Annotated in this window: 30 protein-coding genes; 16 read left to right on the forward strand and 14 right to left on the reverse strand. The window is 57.4% G+C overall.

All coding sequences use genetic code 11. From position 1 onward, the window contains the following. Nucleotides 1-217 precede the first annotated feature (217 nt). Nucleotides 218-1,903 carry an ISL3 family transposase gene (locus C5S61_RS22810; protein ID WP_124033492.1) on the forward strand — a complete coding sequence of 562 codons (1,686 nt, stop codon included), beginning with the start codon at nucleotides 218-220 and terminating at the stop codon, nucleotides 1,901-1,903. A 54-nt stretch (nucleotides 1,904-1,957) separates the two neighbouring features. Here the strand turns inward: C5S61_RS22810 and C5S61_RS22815 are convergent, their stop codons facing one another. The 4 genes from C5S61_RS22815 to C5S61_RS26960 form a co-directional block, all read right to left on the reverse strand. Beyond that, the gene (locus tag C5S61_RS22815) at nucleotides 1,958-2,173 is read right to left on the reverse strand and encodes a hypothetical protein (protein WP_110519227.1); all 216 of its coding nucleotides are present in this window, start codon (nucleotides 2,171-2,173) and stop codon (nucleotides 1,958-1,960) included. A 91-nt stretch (nucleotides 2,174-2,264) separates the two neighbouring features. Further along, nucleotides 2,265-2,627: a hypothetical protein gene (locus C5S61_RS22820; RefSeq protein WP_110519229.1), complete on the reverse strand. Its 363-nt coding sequence runs from the start codon at nucleotides 2,625-2,627 to the stop codon at nucleotides 2,265-2,267. Next, a complete protein-coding gene (locus C5S61_RS22825; RefSeq protein WP_205701467.1) occupies nucleotides 2,624-3,634 on the reverse strand; it encodes a tetratricopeptide repeat protein in 1,011 nt (336 codons plus the stop codon). Before C5S61_RS22825 ends, C5S61_RS22820 begins: the two co-directional genes overlap by 4 nt. Beyond that, nucleotides 3,567-3,899, reverse strand: coding sequence for a hypothetical protein (locus C5S61_RS26960; protein WP_164689735.1), 333 nt, complete (start codon nucleotides 3,897-3,899; stop codon nucleotides 3,567-3,569). The genes C5S61_RS22825 and C5S61_RS26960 overlap by 68 nt, the downstream gene beginning before the upstream one ends. A gap of 308 nt (nucleotides 3,900-4,207) precedes the next feature. Between C5S61_RS26960 and C5S61_RS26965 the strand changes: the two genes are divergently transcribed. The 12 genes from C5S61_RS26965 to C5S61_RS22880 all read left to right on the forward strand — a co-directional run bounded on the left by C5S61_RS26965 (nucleotide 4,208) and on the right by C5S61_RS22880 (nucleotide 13,502). Then, nucleotides 4,208-4,375 carry a hypothetical protein gene (locus C5S61_RS26965; protein ID WP_164689736.1) on the forward strand — a complete coding sequence of 56 codons (168 nt, stop codon included), beginning with the start codon at nucleotides 4,208-4,210 and terminating at the stop codon, nucleotides 4,373-4,375. A gap of 17 nt (nucleotides 4,376-4,392) precedes the next feature. Then, nucleotides 4,393-4,806, forward strand: coding sequence for an ATP-binding protein (locus tag C5S61_RS22830; protein ID WP_110519231.1), 414 nt, complete (start codon nucleotides 4,393-4,395; stop codon nucleotides 4,804-4,806). A 76-nt stretch (nucleotides 4,807-4,882) separates the two neighbouring features. Then, the gene (locus C5S61_RS22835) at nucleotides 4,883-5,449 is read left to right on the forward strand and encodes a hypothetical protein (RefSeq protein WP_110519233.1); all 567 of its coding nucleotides are present in this window, start codon (nucleotides 4,883-4,885) and stop codon (nucleotides 5,447-5,449) included. Between the two features lie 93 nt (nucleotides 5,450-5,542). After that, complete coding sequence (locus C5S61_RS22840) at nucleotides 5,543-5,839, forward strand: hypothetical protein (protein ID WP_110519235.1); 297 nt, start codon at nucleotides 5,543-5,545, stop codon at nucleotides 5,837-5,839. A gap of 86 nt (nucleotides 5,840-5,925) precedes the next feature. Next, nucleotides 5,926-7,098 (forward strand): hypothetical protein, encoded by a 1,173-nt coding sequence (locus C5S61_RS22845; RefSeq protein WP_110519237.1) that lies wholly within the window; start codon nucleotides 5,926-5,928, stop codon nucleotides 7,096-7,098. A 78-nt stretch (nucleotides 7,099-7,176) separates the two neighbouring features. Continuing rightward, on the forward strand, nucleotides 7,177-8,592 hold the full coding sequence (locus tag C5S61_RS22850) for a DUF6094 domain-containing protein (protein ID WP_110519239.1): 1,416 nt from the start codon (nucleotides 7,177-7,179) through the stop codon (nucleotides 8,590-8,592). 92 nt (nucleotides 8,593-8,684) lie between these two features. Next, complete coding sequence (locus tag C5S61_RS22855) at nucleotides 8,685-11,006, forward strand: hypothetical protein (protein WP_110519241.1); 2,322 nt, start codon at nucleotides 8,685-8,687, stop codon at nucleotides 11,004-11,006. A gap of 88 nt (nucleotides 11,007-11,094) precedes the next feature. Beyond that, on the forward strand, nucleotides 11,095-11,544 hold the full coding sequence (locus tag C5S61_RS22860) for a hypothetical protein (RefSeq protein WP_110519243.1): 450 nt from the start codon (nucleotides 11,095-11,097) through the stop codon (nucleotides 11,542-11,544). Continuing rightward, nucleotides 11,541-11,765: a hypothetical protein gene (locus C5S61_RS22865; RefSeq protein ID WP_110519245.1), complete on the forward strand. Its 225-nt coding sequence runs from the start codon at nucleotides 11,541-11,543 to the stop codon at nucleotides 11,763-11,765. The genes C5S61_RS22860 and C5S61_RS22865 overlap by 4 nt, the downstream gene beginning before the upstream one ends. Before the next feature lie 71 nt (nucleotides 11,766-11,836). Next, nucleotides 11,837-12,451: a JAB domain-containing protein gene (locus tag C5S61_RS22870; RefSeq protein ID WP_110519247.1), complete on the forward strand. Its 615-nt coding sequence runs from the start codon at nucleotides 11,837-11,839 to the stop codon at nucleotides 12,449-12,451. Nucleotides 12,452-12,468: 17 nt separating this feature from the next. After that, nucleotides 12,469-12,999, forward strand: coding sequence for an SWIM zinc finger family protein (locus C5S61_RS22875; RefSeq protein WP_110519249.1), 531 nt, complete (start codon nucleotides 12,469-12,471; stop codon nucleotides 12,997-12,999). Next, nucleotides 12,993-13,502, forward strand: a complete 510-nt coding sequence (locus C5S61_RS22880; RefSeq protein WP_240614556.1) for a hypothetical protein — start codon at nucleotides 12,993-12,995, stop codon at nucleotides 13,500-13,502. The genes C5S61_RS22875 and C5S61_RS22880 overlap by 7 nt, the downstream gene beginning before the upstream one ends. A 63-nt stretch (nucleotides 13,503-13,565) precedes the next feature. Here C5S61_RS22880 and C5S61_RS22885 read toward each other — a convergent pair whose 3' ends face one another. The 4 genes from C5S61_RS22885 to C5S61_RS22900 form a co-directional block, all read right to left on the reverse strand. Beyond that, complete coding sequence (locus C5S61_RS22885) at nucleotides 13,566-15,116, reverse strand: FtsK/SpoIIIE domain-containing protein (RefSeq protein ID WP_110519251.1); 1,551 nt, start codon at nucleotides 15,114-15,116, stop codon at nucleotides 13,566-13,568. A 10-nt stretch (nucleotides 15,117-15,126) separates the two neighbouring features. Beyond that, nucleotides 15,127-15,684 (reverse strand): hypothetical protein, encoded by a 558-nt coding sequence (locus C5S61_RS22890; RefSeq protein WP_124033493.1) that lies wholly within the window; start codon nucleotides 15,682-15,684, stop codon nucleotides 15,127-15,129. 216 nt (nucleotides 15,685-15,900) lie between these two features. Continuing rightward, a complete protein-coding gene (locus C5S61_RS22895) occupies nucleotides 15,901-16,308 on the reverse strand; it encodes a hypothetical protein (RefSeq protein WP_110519256.1) in 408 nt (135 codons plus the stop codon). Then, on the reverse strand, nucleotides 16,305-17,474 hold the full coding sequence (locus tag C5S61_RS22900; RefSeq protein WP_110519258.1) for an acetate and sugar kinases/Hsc70/actin family protein: 1,170 nt from the start codon (nucleotides 17,472-17,474) through the stop codon (nucleotides 16,305-16,307). Before C5S61_RS22900 ends, C5S61_RS22895 begins: the two co-directional genes overlap by 4 nt. A 334-nt stretch (nucleotides 17,475-17,808) precedes the next feature. On the opposite strand from C5S61_RS22900, the gene C5S61_RS22905 reads away from it, so the two are divergent. Then, entirely contained in the window at nucleotides 17,809-18,090 is a 282-nt protein-coding gene (locus C5S61_RS22905) for a hypothetical protein (protein WP_240614557.1), read from the forward strand. A 126-nt stretch (nucleotides 18,091-18,216) separates the two neighbouring features. On the opposite strand, the gene C5S61_RS22910 is transcribed toward C5S61_RS22905, so the two are convergent. From C5S61_RS22910 to C5S61_RS22920, 3 genes are read right to left on the reverse strand one after another with little or no spacing between them, the layout of a single operon-like run. Next, nucleotides 18,217-18,663: a PIN domain-containing protein gene (locus tag C5S61_RS22910; RefSeq protein ID WP_110519262.1), complete on the reverse strand. Its 447-nt coding sequence runs from the start codon at nucleotides 18,661-18,663 to the stop codon at nucleotides 18,217-18,219. Next, a complete protein-coding gene (locus C5S61_RS22915; RefSeq protein ID WP_110519264.1) occupies nucleotides 18,660-18,953 on the reverse strand; it encodes a hypothetical protein in 294 nt (97 codons plus the stop codon). The genes C5S61_RS22910 and C5S61_RS22915 overlap by 4 nt, the downstream gene beginning before the upstream one ends. Before the next feature lie 46 nt (nucleotides 18,954-18,999). Beyond that, nucleotides 19,000-19,239, reverse strand: a complete 240-nt coding sequence (locus C5S61_RS22920; RefSeq protein WP_110519266.1) for a helix-turn-helix domain-containing protein — start codon at nucleotides 19,237-19,239, stop codon at nucleotides 19,000-19,002. Between the two features lie 133 nt (nucleotides 19,240-19,372). Here C5S61_RS22920 and C5S61_RS22925 point away from each other — a divergent pair, with 133 nt between their 5' ends. Both C5S61_RS22925 and C5S61_RS22930 read left to right on the forward strand, forming a co-directional pair. After that, complete coding sequence (locus C5S61_RS22925) at nucleotides 19,373-19,780, forward strand: hypothetical protein (protein ID WP_110519268.1); 408 nt, start codon at nucleotides 19,373-19,375, stop codon at nucleotides 19,778-19,780. A gap of 92 nt (nucleotides 19,781-19,872) precedes the next feature. Beyond that, on the forward strand, nucleotides 19,873-20,199 hold the full coding sequence (locus tag C5S61_RS22930; protein ID WP_110519270.1) for a hypothetical protein: 327 nt from the start codon (nucleotides 19,873-19,875) through the stop codon (nucleotides 20,197-20,199). A gap of 56 nt (nucleotides 20,200-20,255) precedes the next feature. On the opposite strand, the gene C5S61_RS22935 is transcribed toward C5S61_RS22930, so the two are convergent. From C5S61_RS22935 to C5S61_RS22945, 3 genes are all read right to left on the reverse strand, one after another. Beyond that, entirely contained in the window at nucleotides 20,256-21,326 is a 1,071-nt protein-coding gene (locus tag C5S61_RS22935; RefSeq protein WP_110519272.1) for a hypothetical protein, read from the reverse strand. 19 nt (nucleotides 21,327-21,345) lie between these two features. Further along, the gene (locus tag C5S61_RS22940; protein ID WP_110519274.1) at nucleotides 21,346-22,116 is read right to left on the reverse strand and encodes a hypothetical protein; all 771 of its coding nucleotides are present in this window, start codon (nucleotides 22,114-22,116) and stop codon (nucleotides 21,346-21,348) included. Further along, nucleotides 22,113-22,609: sortase (locus C5S61_RS22945; RefSeq protein ID WP_110519278.1), on the reverse strand; the 497-nt coding region annotated here is incomplete at its 5' end. The genes C5S61_RS22945 and C5S61_RS22940, both read right to left, overlap by 4 nt.

Consider the following 22,609-nt stretch of genomic DNA (forward strand, 5'->3'; position numbering starts at 1 on the left):
ACGCGAGATCAATGGCCATGTGGCGAAATTCCGCCGTAAAGGTGCGTGGTTTTTGCCGTGTCATTGGTGGATTCCTTTCCCGTATCAGTATGATACCATACTCGTCTATACGTTCAGGACCACATCACTTCTGACTCATAGCGTGGCGTAGCACGCTAAGCCATGACATAGTGGCTCTGGAACATTCTCGGTGCAACGGCTATGCTATGCTTGGCGTATGTATGAACTCCAAACCACGCTTCAATCACTCGTGGTCGGCGGTGGTGGGATAACCATTGATACGATCACGACGCAGCCGCAGCATTGTCAGATCACGGCCCATTGCACCACCCTCGTCGCATCGTGTCCGACCTGTGCTACCCCATCGTCGTCCGTTCATAGTCGCTATCGCCGCCGCCTTGCCGATCGCACCGTGGGTACGACATCGGTGACGCTTCAGCTCACCGTGCGGCGCTTTCGCTGCCGCAATCACGGCTGTCGCCAGCAGATTTTTGCCGAGCGTCTTCCCACGCTTATGGCTTCCCGCCAACGGAGCACGATCCGGCTCGCCCACGCCTTTCAAACCATCGGCCTTGCCCTCGGTGGACGACCAGGCGCACGCGTTGCCCAAGCACTCGGTATGCCGACGAGCCATACCACCATGCTCCGCCATATCCATCAACTGCCCATTCCGCCCATCACCACCCCAACCGCCATCGGCATTGACGAATGGGCCTGGCGTAAACGCACCGCCTATGGCTGTATCGTTGTGGATTTACACACCAATCGGGTGCTCGATCTCCTACCCGACCAAGCACAAAGCACCATTGTCACATGGCTGCGCCAGTATCCATCCATTCAGATCGTCAGTCGTGATCGCGGTGGTGGATTTGCTGCTGCCATTACCGCCGCGCTGCCGACCGCAACCCAGGTTGTTGATCGTTGGCATCTCATTAAGAATTACGGCGAAGCCCTCGAAGCTGCCTTGCTCAGCAAGCGCGCGGTGCTCCGGGCAGCATGTACTCCACCCGAATCGGCTGCAGACGTGCCCTTGATCGATCCGTTCGTGGGGGCATTGACCCGAACGGGTCGCCATGGGCCGGATGCCCCCATGCTGGAAGCCGATATCTCGGCGCGGCGTGAGCGTCATGCCGTGCTCTGTGCCCTGCATGCGCAGATTCATACGCTGCGTGCCACCGGAGCCGATATTGTGAGCATCGCCAAGATGGTCTCAACCACGCGCGCGACCGTCTATCGCTATCTCGCCATGGAAACGCCACCCGATTGGGTGCAACCACGCCGCCGCACAACGCTTGACCCCTATAAAGCATTCCTCTTGCAGCAGTGGACCGCAGGATGCCAGAGTCCCCGTCAGTTGTGGCGCATGATTCGCGCGCAAGGTTTTACGGGAGCTGAGACGGCAGTAACACGGTATCTGGCGTTCATGGGGTGTCAAAAAACCAAACCACGGCCCATCATTCACCCAACCTATGCCTTGAATAACGGGCGGATTCCCTCAGCCGTACACACCGCGCAGTGGGTGCTGCTCGCGCCCACGCGCCGCACGGCCAACCAACAGGCATTTTTGGATGCGGTTGCGGCGGCAGACCCCGACTGTGCCACCCTGATCACGCTCAGTGAGCAGTTTCTGGCCATGATTCGCGCCAATGAAGCCGCTGCGCTCACGGCATGGATTACGGCGGCGATCACGACCACAACGGGCCATCTTCACCGCTTTGCGCAGCGGTTGCGTCAGGACGAAGCCGCCGTTCGCGCCGGAATTGCGGGGCCATGGAGCAACGGTCCAGTCGAAGGGCAGATTCATCGCTTGAAGCTGCTCAAACGACAGGCCTATGGTCGTGCCAGCCTCGCACTGCTTCGCATCCGCTTGATCGCTCAGCCTCCAGCAGCATCACCTCCATAACCGACCATCAACAGCTATTGCACCGAGAATGTTCCAGAGCCACCATGTCGTGGCTTAGCGTGCTTCGGCCCATACCCCACCAACCAACGGAACCATGGCCCCATCGACGCTGACAACGGCGGTGTCGCGACGAACGGACACCGCCGGCCATGTCGCTTGGATGAGCACGGCCTCGGCCTCGGCGACGGCAAGGGCCGCCATCCCCGTGGTTTCGGTCAGGCGTTGGACGGTGGATTCGCTGATCGGCACGTGGGTAAACGTGGTGAGCATGGCGGCTGCACGGGCAAAGGGGAGCCATGCTCCCAGATGGGCGGCGTGCGCCTGAAGACTCGGGGTTAGCGCACCCGGTAAGAGACCGAGTTCACGATCGAGGGGGAAAAAACCCCTGATGACACTGGGGGCAGATCCCGTAGGGGCGGTGGAGGACGAGGCGTTTGCCGCCGTGGGTGCGGAGCCGCCGCCGATGCCGTCCACGCGGGCGCAGGGGCACATGACAGGTGGGGCAGTGGGCCGCTGGCGTGGGCGTGGTAGGCCACGTTGCCGCCGTACTCGCCAAGGCGAGATCGTGGAGCATCTGCGCCCGCAGCACCGCGAGGCGGGCATCCAGTGCCTGCTCAATGTCGGTCAGGGTGGCGGTCGGATGCTGGGTGCGCCAATCGTGCATGCCCGTCATGAGTTCGAGACTGCTGATGGCCCATTGCTCGGCGGTGTGGTCACGGCTCATGACAAATCCTCCTCAACATAGGAACAGGGGCAGCCTAGCACGGAGACCACAGGATAGCAAGGAGGTCGCTGCAAAATCTTGATGGACACCCGCTCGTTGCGCTCAATCCCTTCAGCAATCAAGCGGGCCAGCGGATGATCGGGTGCAAGGGCAATCGTCTGTGCGCGCTGCTGCGCCTCTGCGTACCACGTCGCAGCGGTCGGATAGTCCACGGCAAACTCAGCCACCAAGGCGCGGTGATAGGCCGTCGCCATCCAGAGCCGTGGCCCATCCGGCTGGGTAAACAGGCCCGCTTTATGCGTGTCCACCAGCTGCACCAGCGTTGTCACCGCCTCGGTTGCCTGGGTAAAATCTTCCTGATGTAAAAGCGCCTGAATCAGCAAATCCCACGTTTGAATATGTTTCACCCGATCGGCATCTTCCGGCAGCATCGCCCATAGCGCGAGCGCCGCCCGATAATCGCGCACAGCCTCACCAAACTCGCCATAATCTATCCATGCCACGCCGCGCAAGCCCAACAACTCTGCCCGCTGCCGCGCCGTCCAGCCGCTTGTTTCCAGCGCCTCATCCGCCCACGCCATAGCCTCGACGACCCGACCATCGGCCAACGCCATGGCAATCTCGCCAACCGCCGTGTACCAGTCCTCATCCTGCGGACTCGTTGGCTGGGCTTGCAGCTGCGCCAACACCGCCAATAATTCGGCATTGACCGTCGTCGCGTTCGCCGTGGTTGCTAAAAATGTATCAAGCTGGCGGAGCGTCGCTCCGGTGGGATGCAGCTCCTGCCAGCGACGGCCTTGTTCGGCATAGATCGTCAGGAAATGGCGCTGTTCTTCATAGATCCCAACCGCGCGGGCAATCGTGGCCGCATCGAGCAGGCCCGGTCGTTGCACCGCTACCTGCATATTCTCCAGCTGCTCCTCGGCCTCGGTCAAGGCTTCATCGGCCATCATGACCAAGGTTGGCAGCATCGTGATCGGTTGCCAGTGAATCGGTTCGCGTTCCATGCGTTATCCTTCCGTTCAACACTGGTTCTATCCTAGCCCATGCGTCAAGATCGAGTTGACAAGCCCATGGCCGCTTGCTATACTCATCCCCATGTGATGCCGACGACGGCTCGCTGATTTCCAATCTGATGCATCGCGCTGCTGCGCCATGGTCGCCGCCCGCCGTTGGGATGTCGTTCTGACATTCAACCCCAACCGCCAGCCGCCACCACCGCCCAGTCGCCCGAAGCGACGATTGACCAATCAGCCGAATCCAATTCAGCATTGCACGCACCTCACCAACCTATAGCAAACCGAACATTGATGCAAGAGGTTTTGACAACGCATCAATGGGGGACATCGCCGTATCCTCTCTCTGCGGCGCTTCACTGGACGTTCCGTCCATTTTCTCCGTCATTTCATTGACGTTTTACCCACTGGCCATGCGCCATTCCATGGATGCTCCGCATCGATGGGTGTTTTTGCGTGTCCGGTTTTGGTTTGCCCGCTGCTATGTCTCCCTTCAGGGGGACGGTCTTTCGATCTTTCGATTGCCGTCTCTCGCTGGCGGCATCTCTCTTTTAGGAGTGTCTGATGTACGCTTTAGCCCTGATTGGCCGCCATGGCCGCGAACGTGTCTCATCGTTTACCACCTCATCCATCGAAGCCTTAGTTGCCCACGCAACCCACATCCAACTTGGCAATTGCTTCCGCTTTGAAATTCGCTGCGCCCACACGGGTGCGGTCGTCAAAGCCTTGTAGGAATGAGGTACCACCCGATGATTTTCTGTGAAACGCCCTCACTCCTCCTGCTCGCCGGACTACCGGGGAGTGGCAAGACTACCCTCACCCGCCGCCTTAACGCGCTTGGCGCAACCGTTGTATCCCTTGACGCAATCCGCGCCGAACTCGGCGATGTCAACGACCAGTCCCGTAACACGGATGTCTTGGCCATTGCCCAGATGCGCGTGGAAGCGGCCTTGCTCAGCGGTCAGTGGGTTGTACTCGATGCAACCAACCTCCGCCGTGCTTGGCGACAGCGCTGGGAACGCCTTGCTGCTGAGTTGCAGGTTCCAATCCGCATCCACTGGGTGCGCACGCCGTTGCTGGTCTGCCTCTGGCGGAATTGGCGACGCGAACGGCGCGTTCCGGTGCGCGTGATTGTCCGCATGTGGCGGGAAACTGAGTATTAATTCCACCACCACGGTGGCCGTTGTTTCTGCATCGGCCATCCCATGGGCGATGCTGTTTTGTTATAGGAGCATCCCCATGACCACCCACGAAACCCAGACCCCTGACTACGATATTTGGACCATGGTGACCAAAAGCCGCTATTGTTATGTCATCTCGGCCTTGCCCATTGGCAAGATCAAGATTGCCATCGGCGGTTACGGCCAGAAGGTCATCCCCATGCTCAGCGCCTACATCCCCGTGCCCAAAGTCCGTTTACTCATCCACCGCATCCTTGATGCGGTCCTACCGCCAAGCGACGGCTTCTGTTTTGAAGTCATCGGCGGCAGCAGCCGCGACGGCGTGGTGGAGTCTCGCATTCTGAAGTTCGTCTTCGACGCGGGACAAAACGGCCAATTTGCTTCCATGCCATGGCGCATCGTCATTGGTGTTGGACCAGGCAGACTTTTGGAAACGGGTGGCATCAGCCCGATTGGAAAACCAACGAGCGTTGCCGATATCCGGCTGAGCGTGGACGATATGACCATGCTGGCCTTGGAACTGGAAGCCCATCTTCGTCACCGTCAGGGAACCTATGAATACCACCGCATTCGTGAGCAGCGCGAGCGCCATGCGCAGCGCACTGCCGACACGGATGCCGCCTAATCGTTGTTGTATGTCAAATCCCCGTTGGGAACGCCACTGGCGACCCAACGCGGGTGGCCATGGCATTGCCACCGCTCATCCGGAGGATACCCCATGGCCGCGACCAAACAACGCACCACCAAATCCACAAAAACCACGCGCAAACCCGTCGTTCCGTTCGTGCCTGTGATCAACCCGGTGGGCAAAACCATCAATTATGATCGCACAACGGGCGATTTCAGCCTGTATCTGGACGGCGAATACGTCGGCTCCAGCCCAAGCTATTTCGACGGCGAAACGCGCCTCAACCAACTGGTCTATGATCGACTGACCAAGGGCATTGTGCCTGCGGAAGCCGACGAGCCAGCCACCAACACCAGCAGCGATGCCGACGAAGCTCCCGCTGCCTAAATCGGTTCTGTTTGCCCCTTTGCGGGCGTATCTTCACGATGCGCCCGCTCCTCTGCGTGGCGACATCGTGATCCGAAAGGACTGCTATGTCGTCGCTCTTTGCCCTCCTGCCCGAAGCCCCGCGCTTCTGGCACGCCTTCACCCGCCTGCGTCGATTCCCCCTGCTTTCTGAGGAGGAATGGGATGATCCATTCATCACCGCCGTCGCAGCTGCCACATCTACGCATAGCCCGCATCACCTGATGAGTCAAGCAGTGTTTGTGGGCATGCTTCCGGTGGTCGAGGCCATACAGGCCGCAATCACCAGTCACCGCAATGAAGACAATTCCATCACCCAAACGCTCAGTGCCGATGCAATGAAGCAGGCCCTGATCACCATGTACCAACGATCACGGTCGGGCGTGTTCAGCGCGGAACCAACCGCGCATGACCAGATGCTGACCGCCATTCTGCTCCACGGCCTTGCATGTCCCGATGCCCCATGGGTCGTTGCTGACACCCATGTGACCAGGACACTCACCGCCACCAATCCGTTTCGGGGTCGTCCTCACACCCTCCACCACCGCATGCTCGATCTCCCGTCCAAGGAAACCGTGCCCGTGGTTGCGTGGTGTGTTCTTCCCCCGAATCTCTTGCCAACGGGCAGCGACATCCCCACCATTGGGGCGTTGACCGTCGTTGGCAGTAGTGCCAAATGTGCTGCCGCGTGGGCCTCGATCCTTGATGGGTCGCGCCACGCCATTACCCTGCCGCACGTGCCCATAACACCCTTCCTTGCGCTCGGTGGCGATCTGCCCTATCACCAGATTGGGAAACAGATTGCCCACAAAGCCGCAGGAACCCAGCAATACCGCACGCTGCGCAATGAAACGCCGTTGCCGTCTTCGCGACTGGCCACCACCACCATCCTGCACCGCTCCGTGCTCACACCACAGGCGGGCGAGGATTGTCTGCACCTCACAGGCATGGACGGAATTCCCAACCATGCGATTCTGTGGGCGCAACTCGAACGGGCCTGTCCGTTGCCCCTCCAGCCCCACTGGCTGGATGATCTGTGGCACTTGGGCAGAACCCATGGGCTGATTGTCCAACTCCCCGCATGGGGCTGCGCTGGCTATTGGCTCAAAACATCCGCGATTGCCGACTGGGCACGGATTATCCGCGCCATTGTTACGAAATCGCCTGTCTCCACCGCTGGCGTAGCTGTTACGACCATCGGCAAAAAGAGTGCTGCGTCAGAAAAGACCGCAGCGCACTAATAGACTTCATCCCCATGGGGCACTGCATCTGCGGCCCCACGGGTCGTCGGGTCATGCCTTCTATCCAAAGGAGTTGTTATGGCCCGTTTAGCCAACACCGCCAATCATGGCTTTCAAGCGCTCGACCCAGCTGCCGTTGCCCTGCTCGCCACCTATGTCACTGCGGCCAATCCTGCTGCCTGTCGGATCGCTGATCCCTGTGCAGGTGAAGGCGCAGCTGCATGGCAGTTGGCCAGTGCATGGGGCATTCCAGCGGATCGCCTCTATCTCAACGAACTGCATACGGAGCGGGCTGCGGCCTGCCGAGGGATTACGCCGAACACCACCAGTTGTGACACCGTGCGCTGGCTGCGCGCCAATCGCCATGGGCTGCAATTGGTCTATCTCAACCCACCCTTCGGCACGCAAGCCGCTGGCGACGAACGGAGTGAACTCCAGTTCTTTCGCCGCGTGATTGAAGAAGGCAATTGGCTTCAGTCAGGCGGGATCGCGATCCTCGTGACCCCCCAAGACGTGTTTGCCAAGCCTGCCGTCACCCAGCATCTCGCTCGCCATTATGACAACCTCACAATACTGGCCCTGCCTGCCGCCCTCCGGCGCTGGCGGGAAGCCATCGTGATCGGCGTTCGGCGCGCCCGTGCCCGCAGTGGCCACGCGCTCAGCGACCTGATCACCACCCTCACGACCCAGCTCGCGCAGTCCTTGCCGGAATTAACCCCGCAGGTCGCGCCACGCTATACCATTCCCGTGGCCACCAACTCGACCATGGTTTGGGAGGATGCCACGATTGGCACGCCCGACCAAGCCACCACCGATGTGGTGATGACGGGCGGAGCCACGAATACCCGCGCGTATCGCAGTGCGATTGATGCCCTGCGCGTTGCCCATTTGCGACCCCTCGGCCCGCTGTCTGCCACGGCAGCCGCCGCACGGATTGCGACCGGGGAAATTAACGGCGCGACCATCGTCATTGACGGTCGGCCCCATATCATCAAAGGCTCGACCACCGAAGACCAAACGGTCTGGGTCGAAACCAAGGAAGAAGGCGATACGACCACCCTGATCACCCACCATGTCACGCGACAGGTTCCGGTAGTCATGGCAGTTGATGTGGCCGATGGCAGTGTGCGCCGCTACGAAGGCGATGCCGGACTCCAGAAACTCCTGGCTGATCCCGCAACCGCTGAGGCCTTGCTCGCCGCCATCACCGCCGTCGCCCCACCCGTCTATGCCTATGATATGGATGCTGATACTGCCGCGACCTTGGCCACGCTGAAACGCAAGGATGGCCGCACATTGCCCGGCTATGCGAATGGCCTGCTACCAATGCAAAAGCATGTGGTCGCGGGCGTGACCCGCTATCTCACTACCCCCGACCCACGCACGGGCACACGTCCGAAAGGAACCTTGCTCAATGCGGAGATGGGTGCAGGCAAGTCCACCATGGGCATTGCGATTGCCCACTGGTTTCACCAACAATCACTGACGAAATAAACCGAATGATTCTTCACGGGAACCGCACGCATGCGGCCATCCCGTGGGGATGGTCAGCGCAGGGCGTTCTCGCTAGCACCGGAGTCCCTGCCATGACGAACCCAACCACTAAACGCGCCTTTACCACGATCGTTGCTGGCCCAATTCACCTCGTCGGCACAGCGGCCCAAGTCGCGACCTATTACACGCATGGAGATGGCGAATTGCCACCATGGTGGGCCGAATGGGATCAACTCCTCGGTGACACCTGGGCGATGGACATTCTGGAATCCCCCAGTGATGTCAGTCGCTTTATGCGTGCTGCCGAAATCCATCCTGACCTCCCGCGCGTCGGCTTTATCTCGAACTCCAAACTCAAATTGGAGTCGGGCTATGTGCTTGGCGCGGAGGATCGCGACTATGACCACACAGCGCAGCGCCTGCACCGCTTTTGGCAGTCTTTGCCCGCAGCGATGCAACAGCGCTATGCCCGCTTTGGCTCATTGTCCACGATTGAAGGCATGCTGATGCGGCGTGAGGAATGGGTCGATGCTCGTTGGGGCAGTGCCACCCACGAATCCGATACGCGGATTGCCTTGGCAAAAAAAGCCAAAACAACGACGGAAGGCAGCATTGCCGCCGACGCAACCGCAGCCGACCGCCCAATCCAACGGGCGATCCCGCTGCTGCGCATGGGTGGCCTTGCCTGTCCCCGTTGTGGCTGGCTGCAACGCAAATCGGATGGGGCCGTGCTCGATGCCAAACAGCTCAAGCAACGCGGCCTCGCCACCGTGACCTGCCCGCATTGTCACGACCACCTCGGTCAACAGTGCCGAGAACGCGACAATGTACAGGATCGCAGCCTGCCCATCTTCCAGTCTGACGACTGGCAGACCTACACGGTTGATGCACATGGCCGCCGCGCCATTCCATGGGGTGAGCGTCCGCGCTCGAATCCTCGGATGGCCCTTGCCTCCTTCATCCAGCGCCGCTACCCCCAGCACGTCGATCTCTTCATCCATGATGAGGTGCACGAATGTAAAGGGGCACGCACTGCGCTCGGCCAAGCCTTTGGCGCAATGGTCGCCGCCAGCCGAACGACGGTTGGCATGACCGGAACCGCCTATGGCGGCATGGCCTCAACGCTCTACGACCTCTTGCTCCGCCTTGGCAACACCGTGATTCGGGATCGCTGGGGCTGGAACAACCGCAGCGCCTTTGTGCGCGATGTCGGGGTCGTCGATGTGATGACCAAGGAAATCACGCGCGCGGCTACTGCTGGCCATTACGATGGCCAAACCCGCACAAGCACCGAGGTGCAAGAGCGGGCTGGCATTACCGCCGACCTGATCACCATCGTCCAGAATTGCACCTATACCGTCCTGCTGAAGGACATGGGCTTTCAGTTGCCCGACTACCGTGAGGATGTCGTGCTGCTGGATCTGCCCACCGACATGCAACCCCTGTATCGGCGCATCGAGGACGAAGGGAAAGCGATTATTGGCAACGGCGGCTACGATGCCCTGTCGGCCTACCTCCAAGCCACCTTGTCGTGGCCCTATCAGCCATGGCGACGCAAAACCATCAGCTCGCAGCTGGTGAATGAGAAGGTCACCACGCCCGAACTGCCTGCCGAGCGCATTCTGCCCCACCATACGTGGTTGGCCCAGTATTGCGCCGCGCAGATTCAGCAAGGGCGACGGGTGTTGCTGTTTGCCGAGCATACGGGGAACGATGATATTGCCGTCGATTTGGCGGAAAAAGTCATGGCCCTTGCGATGGAACAGCACCAGACCACGCTCAAGGTTGCCATCCTCCGCGCCACGACCGTGGCTCCGGGGGAACGCAACGCCTGGTTTACCGAGCAGGTGGCGAAGGGAACGAATGTCGTCATTTGTAATCCCCGTTTGGTCAAAACCGGACTCAACTTAATCGCCTGGCCCAGCATTGTGGTCGTCGAGCCGCTCTACAGCCTCTACGATCTCTTTCAGGCCAAGCGTCGTGCCTTCCGACCCACCCAAACCCAGGGCTGCGAAGTGACCTTCCTTGGCTACACCAAGACCATGAGTCAACGCGCCTTAGGGATTGTGGGCCGCAAAGCCGCTGCCGCAACCATGTTAAGTGGTGACGACAGCGAAGGCGGCTTGCTGGAATTTGATCCGGGCATGAGTTTGCTCCAAGAGTTGGCCAAGCAATTACGCAGCGCCAGCCCACTGGACGATGCAAATGCCCTCCGCGATCAATTCCGCAGCGTCGGACAGGCCATTAAGGCGGAGGCCGAACGCCCCAGTCTGGTGTTGCCTGCGACCGCAACCCCAGCAACCATCGACGAGCCTGCCGAGCAGCCCATCGCATGGGATGCCTTGTTCACGGTCGTCGATGTCCCGACCCGCAAAGCAACGCAGGTTGCCCATCAGTTCGCCATGGTGCTGTAAGCATCCGTTGGTCATGCCCTCACGACGATTCGGGACACCACCCTGTGTGCTGTTCCGCGTCGTGGCGGAATGGCAATGGAGTCACACCATGGATACCCTGATCACCCACCTACCACCCGCCTTTGCCCGCTACGGCGACCGTCTGCCATGGCCATCCGTGGCCGTAACCCGGCGCGCCATGCAGCTGCTTGTCCGCATCGCCACAAGCGAGTTCGCAGCGGTGGCCTTCGATGATGTCATGCGCGACTTGATCACCCATGACCGGGTGGTCGTGCGCGTGATCCATACCACGCCGACTGTCTTGCGGCGCTGGGTAGGTGCGTTTACGCGCTCCGCGCCGCCGCGTCACCCCGTTGTGCTCGACCAAAGCCCGCTCGCGGCCAATGAATGGATTGCGCCATTCGTCATACCGGAGCGCCATGTGTTGCCACGCGGCTGTTTCCGCTCCACTGTTCCGAACATGCCCAACACGACCATCGTCGAATGGGACATGCTCGATATGGACGGGTGGCGGGCAACACAGGGAGATGACGCATGAAGCACCATACCTACCACCGTCGCCGCAGCCGTAGCCAGCACTGGCCCAACCGCCGGATCGATCGCGCGCGACGACGACGAACGCAGCAGCGACTCCAAACCCTGCGCATGCTCACGAGCCTCGTCGCCGTCAAGATCCTCGTTGCCCCGATCATCTCCGATGTGATTGGCAATTACGTCTATGACGGCCTTGGCACGCTCATCCGCTGGTTGCAGCACTAACCACCCTTGATTCTTCTTCCCCGTTTGGGGAGTAGCGCACCGCTGCTCCCCAGCGGTGAAGGAGTTTACCCATGGCGATTGATGCCATTCCTACCTTGATTGACCTGTTCAATCCGACCCGCCCAACCGCCCGCGATCAGATGTGTGCTGCTGACCTCTGGCAGGCCGCCGACCAGTCGTGGAATACCCTCTATCGGATGACCGAGGAGGAGTTGATCCCACTCGTTGGCCGTGCTCATGCCATCCGACTCCGCACCGCCTTCGCGATCAGCCACGCCAAACTCGCGGAAGCCGTCATGGGCGAGCCGATCACCAGTCCGATGGATGTGGTGGCCTTGCTCCAAGCCGAGATGAGTCATTTACCGCAGGAAGAACTGCGGGTGATCAGCCTTTCAACGCGAGCGCACGTCATCGGCATGCATACCGTTGTGGTCGGAACCCTCAATACCGCCCATTGCCGCATCGCCGACCTGTTTCGTGAACCGCTGCGGCGCAATGCCGCCTCGATCATCCTCGCGCACAACCACCCTTCGGGGATGGTGTGGGCTTCGCCAGAGGACATCCTGCTCACCAAGCAGGTCATTCAGGCAGGCCAGCTCTTGGAGATCGATGTACTTGACCATCTCATCATCGGCAAAGGCAGCTATACCAGCATGCGCGAGCGACGGCTTGCGTGGAGTCATTAATCGAAAGGAATCGACCCATGCACACCGTCATCCAAACCGCCATGCGCACCCACTTCGGCCAACTCGCTGCGGCGATCACCATGGCCGCACCCATTCCAGCGCTGCATACCTCGGCAGCACTGCTCCTTGCCCGCTGTGACGAGATTGTGCCCAGTTCCTGCGCACCCACCTCGATCACGGCCACGGCCCTCAAACCGATTCCGCCGAGCAGCCCCTTGGCCACGTTGCTCCAGAGCAAAACCACGGCGGATGACCGCTGGTGTTTTCGGGTGCAGCAAGCCCTGTTAATTGCCGGGGATTGTTCGCGCCGCCAACTCTATGAGGCGGTGGTGCTCGTCCTTAGCCAGCAAGTGACCCGTAGCGATGCGACCACGTTCACGGTGCAGGGGTCAAAAGCCTACACCGTGACCCTGGCCAATGGCATTGATCATATCGAGGGCTTTACCTGCCAATGTCGCGGATTCTGGAGTCATGGAGGCGGGCAACTCTGCAAGCATGTCTTGGCTGCCGCGTTGATTGCGCTTGATCCGGAGGAAGGCGGATGTTGACCTTCGACGAGCGTGTCCGGCGACGGGCCAACCGCAAAAACAACCGCCTGCGCAAACGCTACCCACTCTTCGCCGCCGAATTGCAATCTGGCGGCGCACTCGCGGATTGGCTGGTAACGGAGCAGCAAGCAGCCAGCGATCTCGCGGATATTATTCAGTCGAAGAACGAAATGCTGGCGCGCGTAGCCGCCCATGATGCCCGCTGCGAGGTCAAAGGATTAATCCTCCGCAGCCTCGTGGCGGAGGTCGTTGATCCGGTCACGTTGGCAACCCTTGACAACCAGCGCGCAAAAATTCCAAAGGCAGGCGCATATACCGCTGAGTTCTGGTTTGCCCGTCTCCGCACCTATCACCCCAATAAGGCACAGGCTCGCTGTGAGCATCTCAACAGCCATCCGCTCTTTGCTGAGTGGCATGACCGCTGCCCACGCTGCCATCTGCCACTGACCAAACCGCCGACGGTGATACCACCACAGGCCGAACAAACCATGCTCCCGTTCTAAACACCAACAGGCCCGTGATCTCAGCGATCACGGGCCTGTTGGTGTTGGTGGGCTATTGTGGGGTTATGCTGCCTTTGCTTGCGGCATCAACAGCCCTGCGGCATCACAAACCGACTTCACCCAATCAAATTTTGGGCCACCTGTTTGCGCATATAACTCTTGACACACTTGGCGACGACTTCGTGCCTTCAAGGCAAGATCAATGATGCGGCGTTGTTCATCAACAGGCACGACCTCAGTTGCAATTACCGGTAGTGCTATATGACCAATGATCATCGAATTTACGCTCAATTTCTCATCGGCGCTATGGCTTCCAAAAACCGCTTTTACATCGCTTTGATGCGCTATAGCACTGCTATAGAGATTGCTATATGCACCATCACTATTAGAAGGCGCTATAGCGCTTGTATCTAAAACATTGAGCAATCCACGAAGCATCTGAACATCTTCGTGTTTTGATTTTAGTACAACAGGTTGTTGCTCGATCTGTAAAGACTTTTTCTTGTTTGGCAACTGCTCAAGCAAGGCAAAGCGGTACTCTTTACTGAGGTAACTTGCTCGGACTGTCCGAGCCATACGACCTTGAACACACGTAAAAACCCCAGCACCTTCCGGAGGAATCGGTAGCGCCGACGGTGGGACAGCCAATGTTGTACCATCTGCAATCGTACCAAACTTAATGATTTCGTTCGCGGTAAAGGTTGTATTCGGCTCATCGGCATCACCACGAGGTTGATACCCAGCAACATAAAGCCCAATCTGTGATCGCCAGCGTGTATCCAAACGGGTAAAGGTTTGGCCACTCACAATATAGCGAATCCCCATTGATCGCGCACTCGTCAATTCGCTATTAAGCCAATCTGCTAGCTCACTCTTACTTGTTGCATCCTGTAAGAGCATTAGCTCGCTTACAAAAACAACGAGCAGTGGCAGATCAGAACCCTTATATTCTTCCCATTTTTCACAGCGAGCTTCTTTGAGAATCAAACGCCGCCGTTGTCGTTCCTCGCGGAGCCAATCCATTGCAGGACGGATCTGGTCATCCGTTTCTGCCAACAATGCCACATGCTCTTTTTTATCCCAATCAATCCAAGAAAGCGCACCTTTGCCATCAACAATCACAAGCTGAAGCTGTTGTGGGGAATAGACAAGCGCCAAGTAAAGCAATACTTGTTGTGCCCAAGAATCCTTACCTGAATCAGTGAACCCAGTAAGCGCAATATGATTCACATCGCCAACAAAGGCCGCATCTAATAGAATGGGCTGACCATTTGCTGAGCGCCATCCAACAGGAAAGCTATACGGTTTTCCTGTTGCATTTTTGACAATATGTTCATGAATCGCACGCAAATTAGCAGGAGGACGGGCTAAAGCCGTGCCCGCACCAGTCAGTATCGCACCATCATAAATAATGGGTGGCTCAACATTGGTGAGCATATCAGGATTTGCCGAAGGAGCTGGTGAGACTGTTATTGGCTCAGCCCGCATCGACCGCCATGATTGAAAATCATGCCAGTCTGCAAGCAAAGCTCGATACCGTGGCAAACCATAGAGCCACGTGCCGAGTCCCATCAAAATCACAACTAAAAGGAATGAAAGTGCCTGCAAATCCATACAAACGTCCTTAAATATTCCAAATCTTTCGGAGTTCGCCAATAGCGGCACGAGCTAATTTTTCAGGCCAGAATGCGCTAAAACAAGCAGCAACCCCTGCAATGACCCATAACCATCCAGAATCAGGGATTGTAAAAGCGCCAATCACACGGCCTTCAAGCCAGGCTTGACCACCAATCAGGGTGGTTGTGAGATCAATCCCTGCAATAATGAGAAACATCGCAATGAGATTACGATTCAAGCCTTTATGAGGCCAGTATTTGATTTCAATAGCCGTAATCCCAGCAGGAATTAACCATTGCGCATAACTCAGTTGGTGAATTGGCATCCCAATCATCACGAGAAATGCGAGCGTAAATTGTGCCCCAACCCACCACAATGCCGCAGCACCACCAAGGGTTGTTACATGAGCAATGGATTCCATAATGCGATCATAGGTCGTAAAGCTTTTCTTTTTCGGTCGGATAACAGGTGTAGCAGGTTCTTCACGGACAATTTTTGGCTCCAATGCAGGACTTAATGAAGGAAGTGACTGAGTTGGAGCAGAAAGGACTTGAGGATCATTCATGGGTCTTGCCTTTCATGGAGGCAACCGTGCTATACTGTGAGCGGCTGCCAGAGCGGTAAATGGGTTTGGTAGTCCACACGCCAGGACGTGCAACCGTCGCTGGCGTTCTCTTGTATTATTGTTAGTATAAGTGTTCTGTCAAATTAGAACCACCGTTTTATCCCCATTTTCTCGCGATATTATCGAAAACCACACCATTACCATTCAAAATTCCTATTACTCATCATCTTCATCATCCAAAAAGGACGTGCCAAAGGCCCGCAGGGTCTGCGATGCTTCCGGCGCGACCACGGGCGCTGGCGGCGCAGCAATCGGCGCAGCTGGTGATGCCATCGCAGCTACCAGAGGCCGCTGGAGCATGGCTGGCAATTTATCGTACTGCGCCAACAACTCATAGACGGGCAAGAGTTCAACTGCCAATTCCGCCGCCAGCTGCGCCGGATTGACTGGGGTTGGCTCCCCAACCAACACCCCACGAACTGCCAATACCCTCAGCCCAATCAACGCCGCGACCCGCAATGTATCCGATTCTGAGCGAAAATACAGACTATTGGCATCCATGATCGCTGCCAACAGATCTTGTTCGCCGTCGGTAAGACGAATGCCTTTTGTTACCGTTGTCATTGGCCACTCGCTGCACTATGCACCACGGCCACTAATGCCCCAATCGCGTTCAGGCTCATCGCATACAATGCCGGAACAATTTCATAGCCTTGACCAGCCGTCTTTCCAGCAATCGCTGCCCGTTCCTCAATGGCCTGTCGTAATCCTGGTAACAGCACGCCACCGCCCGTAAAGAGGACAAAGCGGCTATTTTGTTGCAGCGCTGGCAACATGCGGGCAATCAGGTCTTGACCTTCAGCGGCGATAATCGCGTCCACCTGCGTGCCAATATCCACCCGTCGTCCTTCCGCCCGAACCGTGCGCGTAATCATCGCTTGGGTGGCTTGGGCATCGTTCAGCCGAAGCTGGGGCAAGCGTCGCGCAAAGTGGCGGGCCATCGTGATCGTCCCTGCCCCCAGTTTTTCCCCCATCAACCGATAGGGATTAACATCAATATCGGTGCGCTGGAGATCGCCCGTCCCAATATCAATAATAGTAAGGGCTTCAATGCCATTATCCACTGCGAGGCCATTGGGGGCATTCTTCCAAACCAGATAGGTTCCCAGTGATTGCGCTTGGGGAGCCATCACGCTATAGGTCAACACCCACGTCGTTTCGTGACCAAAGGCATCGGTGCGCACGACCGTGAAGGTCTTGCCGTACAAATTCTGGCGTAGCGCATCGCGCGTTTCGCGCGAAACCCCCAAGCGATCTCCCTGTTTTTTCATCACAATCTCATCGTTGGGAATCGCGATCCCTACCGCGAGATTATGAATCCCTGCGGCATACCCCGCTTCGATCAAGCATTCGACCATCGTCGCGGCCAAGAAGTCGCGATGGCGTTGATCGGACACCCGCTCTGCCGTCGAGCCAATCGGCAAGGCATCGCCATCATGACTGAGCGCATCCGTACCAATCCAGAACCGCGAGCCATCATTGACCGCATAACTGACAATGCCTGCGCCACCCCGAATCTCGCGGGCAGCCCGATAGACCGTTGGAATCGCGAGCGTACAGAGTCGGCCATCAGGATGGAACAGCGCAACCTTGGTATGACCATTCCCATTATCCACGCCAATCGCCCGCAGATCATCACTGCCGCCCACGCGCACAATCCCCGGTAAGCCTAAAGGAACCCCGCCGAGCAAACGTTCCAGCATGGTTTGGGTTGTTTCCATCATGGTCATGGTACTCCTCCATAGATGTTTACAATCGTTATCAATTGCTATCAATCGTTAGCACTGCAAAAATGCGTATGTTTACAATCGTTATCAATTGTTATCAATCGTTAGCACTGCAAAAATACTGTTGTTTACAATTGTTATCAATCGTTATCAATTGTAAACATACCAAGACTTCATGATCCTGTCAAACGCATCGCATATGCCTCACTCACTCACTCACTCACTCCAATTTAGGGAAAATAGCATAAAAAAGCGGCTCCACGACTCACTCACTCACTCACAGTAGTGTAGGATTTGGTGGTGTAGGACTATACAGTCAGAAAAGGAGGTTAAATCTGTGGCCGATGATCAATCATCATCGAAGGGCTATATCACCTTAAAAGAGGCAGCTGATCGCTATGAGTTGAAATACAATAGCATTTTGAAATATGTCCTTGCTGGACGAATCAAATGCACAATTCTTGAGCTAGATCAAATTCCTGAGGAGATTCTTAGCCGTTTGGATGCTCATACCCTCGCAAATATTCAGAGACATCAAAGCTTAAGGGTAACAACAATTGAGGATGTAGAGGTATATTTGAGGAGTCGCGCACAAGGAAAACGTAACGATCTAATTTGACGTGATTATGTTTCCATGCTAGACTGCAAATGGCGCTAGTAGTGATGTGTTTTGAGCGGCCATCACTACTAGCTCCCCCCGCCCTAAATCATCGGCCTAGGGCGGGGGTTTTTTTATTTTAACCTGTTATGGCGATTCCGTCGAATCATGGTCAGGGCTTGAAGTACCAGGTGATGTTCCCAGCGTTGTATAGAGCGTCAAATGCTCAACCATCCGGAAATCGCGCACATTATGCGTCACTAAGGGTAATCGATATACTACGGCAGTTGCGGCAATCCACGCATCCGATAGGCTGATCTGATGCCCTTTGCGTCGTAGATTCCCACGAATGGTCGCCCACTGTTCACACAACATCGGCGAACTGGGGATCACGATGTAGTCCTGCATCTGTGCTGCTAAAGCTGCCCGCCGTTCTTGACCCCATTGATGCCGATCAGTCCATTCAAACACCTCGGCCAGCGTCATAAACGAGATAGCAATCGTTTGCCCAACCAAGAGTTCCTGATAGCCGACCATTCGCGTGTCCCGTTTGAAGAGATACGACAACACATTGGTATCAATCAGCACCGTCATTCGTGAGCAGCCTCAGACGCACGCGATTCGGCCAAGAACGCCTCAAAATCTTCGACCGATTCATCCTCAGGCCACCAAGGAGCCGCAAAGTCATCTAACGATTGAATGACACGCGGTCGTTGTTCGGCAATAAGCGCTTCTAAGGTTGGCTCACGCCAGAACTGCTGATTCAAGGCATGCAGGTGGGCATCCTGATCATGCTCAGCTTGTAATAAGACAAATAAGGTTTGTTTTTGCTGCTTCGTTAACGTTGGCAGCACTTGGACTAACGTTTCAAATGAGACCATCATAGATACCTCCATCGCCCATGGATACACAATTTGCCCCTCCTCCATCCTATTCCAATGCGCGGTTCTGCTGGACATCATGCTCCTGAGCAACCCACACAAAGAGATCACCGGGTTGGATCTGGAGAAAGGCGCAGAGTTTATCAATCGTTTCAATATCAATCCGGGCAATCGGCTTGGTTGCCAAATTATAAATCGTGGGATAGGTCAATCCTGTCCCTTTGGCGACCGCATACATGGATAAATCACGGTCGTTGAGCAGCTGGCGTAAGCGGATCTGAATGGCCATCAGCACCTCATCACAAGTATAGCATGGTGTCATTATAGCATAGAAGATTAGACTATCTCAAAATTATATATTGACATTTTTACATACTATCAGTAATATATAAATATACTCGCCTTTGTATGAGGTATCGCGTATGGCACTCCCATCCACCAGCGTTCGCTATCTGCCCGATCAAAACCGCTATGAAGCCATCCTTGACGGCGTGTCGCTGGGCACGTTTCCTAAGGAAATCGAGGCGACCATGGCCGGACACCGCGTCCGATTGCAGGATCTTGACGACGCTCCACCGCCACCCCTCGCCGTGCTTGGAGCCGATCTGCATCTGGCCTTCCACATCACCGACCTCCGCCCGATGCCCGCGCCTATCCCCCAGCAATACATCGCCACCCCACTCGAAGCCTTGACCGCCACCCTCATCCTGCTCAATCGCAACTGGCTGCGGGCCACCCTCGCAGGTCGCCATGCCGATGCCCATCAGATTGCTGCCCATGAGCAATGTGTTCGCACCCAAATCCATGCCCGCCTGTCGGCCAACAAATAAACCCTTCATCCCTCGCAAAAGGGATAAAGGGTCAAGCACGGGTGAGGCGACGAATTGCAGAGCGAAACCTCACCCGCAGAAGGATGATAGTCATGACAACCGTTGATGTCAACATGACTGCCCGCCGTGTCCGCCTCGCAGCGATCAGTCGGATTCTCCAGCTCGCCGTGATCATTCGCGAAGAAGAAGGTGTGAATGACGACGAAGCCTATACGATGGCCGAAGCGTTGCTCGAGGATGTAGAAGCGACCGCCGCCGACTGGGGAACCCCGCAACCTGCCAGCCCGTTGGGGATTCTTGCGACGATGTGGGGCCTTGCCTTACGCCGCAATGGTACGGTGCTCGCGTTGGTTCCCGCCGATCTGGCGCTGCTGCGCGAGGCTATTACCGCGTGGGAGCAGCAGTATCGCGCTGCGTAAGGCAAAAAGAAACAGGCCATGCCCTAAAAGGCATGGCCTGTTTCTTTTTCGGCAGCTTAGTTAACGAATTCCAGCGGAAAGCCCAAACGCAACAGATTAATACGTTCTGCTTCTGCACGGCGCAGCATATCCCACCGTCCTTGGCGATAGATCCAATAGTCAACTCCATCGCTTGCATAGAGGCCTACCACGCGCATCGGTTGGCTACCTGCCCGTGGGGTTGGCCAAAAGACCTGCGCTACCTCGTCTTCTGTCCATGGCATGGTGGGGGTTGGTTGGAGCGTCGGAATAGGGTCAGCCACCAGCGGCACAAGGGTTTTGGCAGGCGGGGTCATGGTTGTCTGTTGCTTGCGGGCCGTATCAATCGTCGCGCCCGTGATGGGGTCGAGCAGCGTGGCATTCGTATACGAATCCTGCATCCACCAATAGATGGGATTCCCTGCGGCGTATTCGTTGGGCAGACTGGAGAGCCGGAACGTATTATTGGGTCGCCCCATCGTTTCCCACAGGTCGCCAAAATTCAAAAAAAAGACCCGCACTTGGTCACTATCAAGGATGGGCGTGGATTCGAGGGGAATATCCACAGGAGTTGTGCCGACAAACAGGTCGCGGTAACTGCGCTCATCGGCATAGCTACGGGTTACTAGCCCGTCCTGCATCAGAATCACCAGTGTTTGCTTCAGTCGCGCCGAGGCAAACGTGAAAGCCCACCAGCGTGCCGTGCCATCATTGGCCGCAATCGCTTCAAACATTCCTTCCTGCGCCCGGCCTTCTTCACGGTAGCCAATTCCAGCATCGACCAGCACGGCATCGTTGGCCCACGCCGTGCCACGCTCGCGGATTCCGCCCCGCGCAAAGGCTTCGCGCAGGGTCAGATACTGCTCGGCAGGCTGTGCCGCCACTGTGGCCTGTTCATCCTGCGCGAACGCCGTCTGAATCGGTGCGCGGGTGGCCGCAACAGTTGTACTCGTCGCATTGAGCGCCGAAGCCCCACTCAAGGCCACCGTTGGCATGGGGGATACGGTTGGCACGGTCAATGCGTCCACGACTATCGTCGCATCGCCCTGTCCACAGCCGACCAACATACCGCCCAGCACCAACCCCAGTACCCATGATCGTCGTCCCATCGTTTATTACTCCCCATACCTACAACACCGCAGCCAGCGCCGGAGCTACCTGACTCCGAACCATCCGACTAATCACCTCACGCGATCGCCCAACATCATAACTTAACGCACGGTAGGTTTTGCCATTGGCCAATCCTAAGAGAATCTGTTGTTCTTCCTTGCGCCAGCCTCCATCCTCTGCCTGAGCCAGCAACAAGCGACGGAATCCCTCGATACCGCCAACATCCATGAGCCGCGCCTGGAGGGCATCGGGAACGCGAGACAACCGCCCTGACACCAGGTGGAGTGCCGTCAATACGTCGTCCAATGTCCAACCCGACCGATGCACCACGGTGCGGGCATCGAGCACCAATGGCAAGGAGCGCCGTAAGGCCCGATAGGTCGCCGCAGCGTGCTGGGTACTTCCCGTTGGCGCACCCAACAGGGGCAGATCACGCAGCAGTGGCGTGAGCGCGGTCGGGAGAATGGGGGTCACGATTTGCAAACCGGGCACGAGCTGGGTATGCACAATCGTCGCCAGATCCTCATCGAGCACCGCCATGGCGCAGCGCTGAAGCGTTCCGGTCTGCATCTGCACCGCCAATGCCGCACCTAAGAGCCATGTCGCAACCCCATGGGCATCGACCGCCCGACAGATCACGAGTCCGGGGTTGGGGCTATCGCTATCGAGTAAAGCGAGCAGCTGATACTCTGCCGCAAAAACATTGGATGTCGCGATTACGACCGTCCCGGCTTCCCGAACCTGCTGCTCTTGCATGGCCGTCAAGCCAATCGTCACAATCCAACTCATGGCTGTTCCTCCTGGCGCACGGCGCGGACAATCAGGCGTTGGTCAAAGGCGTTCGGCCCTGAGGATGGCCAGCAGGTAATCAGGGTCACCACCTCGTGATCGGTGGGACTGAGCAATCGCTCCGCCTCCGCGCCAACCTGATCTGGGGCAGCGCCCACGACCTGAATCCGCAGGGTGTCACTGACCACATAGGCCGTCGCCAATGTGCCGCGATAGAGCCAAAGTACATCGCCTGGCTGAAGCAGCGCCAGATCAGCGAAGACCGGATCACTGCCACCCACATGACCATTCAGCACAATATTGGTTCCCTCGCCCGGCTGGCCACTATCGGCATGGTGACCGACCGCATACTGCGGCACATCCCACGCCCCCGCGACAAACGGCGCAGGCAGCACGGGCCGAGCGAGATTAATCACCGGAATGCGCAGAGCATCGAGCGGCGGCAACGGCAGGGCCGTCGGTGCGGGGGTTGCGGTCACGGTCGCCGTCGCCG

The sequence above is a fragment of the Herpetosiphon llansteffanensis genome (assembly GCF_003205875.1).
GTDB classification, from domain to species: domain Bacteria; phylum Chloroflexota; class Chloroflexia; order Chloroflexales; family Herpetosiphonaceae; genus Herpetosiphon; species Herpetosiphon llansteffanensis.

Bases quoted from the DNA above. Each gene is read 5' to 3' on its own strand.
- C5S61_RS22880 (WP_240614556.1), top strand. From the start codon at position 12,993: ATGTTGACCTTCGACGAGCGTGTCCGGCGACGGGCCAACCGCAAAAAC.
- C5S61_RS26960 (WP_164689735.1), bottom strand. From the start codon at position 3,899: ATGCTGAATTGGATTCGGCTGATTGGTCAATCGTCGCTTCGGGCGACT.
- C5S61_RS22865 (WP_110519245.1), top strand. From the start codon at position 11,541: ATGAAGCACCATACCTACCACCGTCGCCGCAGCCGTAGCCAGCACTGG.
- C5S61_RS22870 (WP_110519247.1), top strand. From the start codon at position 11,837: ATGGCGATTGATGCCATTCCTACCTTGATTGACCTGTTCAATCCGACC.
- C5S61_RS22885 (WP_110519251.1), bottom strand. From the start codon at position 15,116: ATGGATTTGCAGGCACTTTCATTCCTTTTAGTTGTGATTTTGATGGGA.
- C5S61_RS22830 (WP_110519231.1), top strand. From the start codon at position 4,393: ATGATTTTCTGTGAAACGCCCTCACTCCTCCTGCTCGCCGGACTACCG.
- C5S61_RS22935 (WP_110519272.1), bottom strand. From the start codon at position 21,326: ATGGGACGACGATCATGGGTACTGGGGTTGGTGCTGGGCGGTATGTTG.
- C5S61_RS22875 (WP_110519249.1), top strand. From the start codon at position 12,469: ATGCACACCGTCATCCAAACCGCCATGCGCACCCACTTCGGCCAACTC.
- C5S61_RS22895 (WP_110519256.1), bottom strand. From the start codon at position 16,308: ATGACAACGGTAACAAAAGGCATTCGTCTTACCGACGGCGAACAAGAT.
- C5S61_RS22840 (WP_110519235.1), top strand. From the start codon at position 5,543: ATGGCCGCGACCAAACAACGCACCACCAAATCCACAAAAACCACGCGC.
- C5S61_RS22820 (WP_110519229.1), bottom strand. From the start codon at position 2,627: ATGAGCCGTGACCACACCGCCGAGCAATGGGCCATCAGCAGTCTCGAA.
- C5S61_RS22835 (WP_110519233.1), top strand. From the start codon at position 4,883: ATGACCACCCACGAAACCCAGACCCCTGACTACGATATTTGGACCATG.
- C5S61_RS22815 (WP_110519227.1), bottom strand. From the start codon at position 2,173: ATGCTCACCACGTTTACCCACGTGCCGATCAGCGAATCCACCGTCCAA.
- C5S61_RS22920 (WP_110519266.1), bottom strand. From the start codon at position 19,239: ATGGCCATTCAGATCCGCTTACGCCAGCTGCTCAACGACCGTGATTTA.
- C5S61_RS22940 (WP_110519274.1), bottom strand. From the start codon at position 22,116: ATGAGTTGGATTGTGACGATTGGCTTGACGGCCATGCAAGAGCAGCAG.
- C5S61_RS22915 (WP_110519264.1), bottom strand. From the start codon at position 18,953: ATGATGGTCTCATTTGAAACGTTAGTCCAAGTGCTGCCAACGTTAACG.
- C5S61_RS22825 (WP_205701467.1), bottom strand. From the start codon at position 3,634: ATGGAACGCGAACCGATTCACTGGCAACCGATCACGATGCTGCCAACC.
- C5S61_RS22810 (WP_124033492.1), top strand. From the start codon at position 218: ATGTATGAACTCCAAACCACGCTTCAATCACTCGTGGTCGGCGGTGGT.
- C5S61_RS26965 (WP_164689736.1), top strand. From the start codon at position 4,208: ATGTACGCTTTAGCCCTGATTGGCCGCCATGGCCGCGAACGTGTCTCA.
- C5S61_RS22925 (WP_110519268.1), top strand. From the start codon at position 19,373: ATGGCACTCCCATCCACCAGCGTTCGCTATCTGCCCGATCAAAACCGC.
- C5S61_RS22930 (WP_110519270.1), top strand. From the start codon at position 19,873: ATGACAACCGTTGATGTCAACATGACTGCCCGCCGTGTCCGCCTCGCA.
- C5S61_RS22850 (WP_110519239.1), top strand. From the start codon at position 7,177: ATGGCCCGTTTAGCCAACACCGCCAATCATGGCTTTCAAGCGCTCGAC.
- C5S61_RS22900 (WP_110519258.1), bottom strand. From the start codon at position 17,474: ATGACCATGATGGAAACAACCCAAACCATGCTGGAACGTTTGCTCGGC.
- C5S61_RS22855 (WP_110519241.1), top strand. From the start codon at position 8,685: ATGACGAACCCAACCACTAAACGCGCCTTTACCACGATCGTTGCTGGC.
- C5S61_RS22860 (WP_110519243.1), top strand. From the start codon at position 11,095: ATGGATACCCTGATCACCCACCTACCACCCGCCTTTGCCCGCTACGGC.
- C5S61_RS22910 (WP_110519262.1), bottom strand. From the start codon at position 18,663: ATGACGGTGCTGATTGATACCAATGTGTTGTCGTATCTCTTCAAACGG.
- C5S61_RS22845 (WP_110519237.1), top strand. From the start codon at position 5,926: ATGTCGTCGCTCTTTGCCCTCCTGCCCGAAGCCCCGCGCTTCTGGCAC.
- C5S61_RS22890 (WP_124033493.1), bottom strand. From the start codon at position 15,684: ATGAATGATCCTCAAGTCCTTTCTGCTCCAACTCAGTCACTTCCTTCA.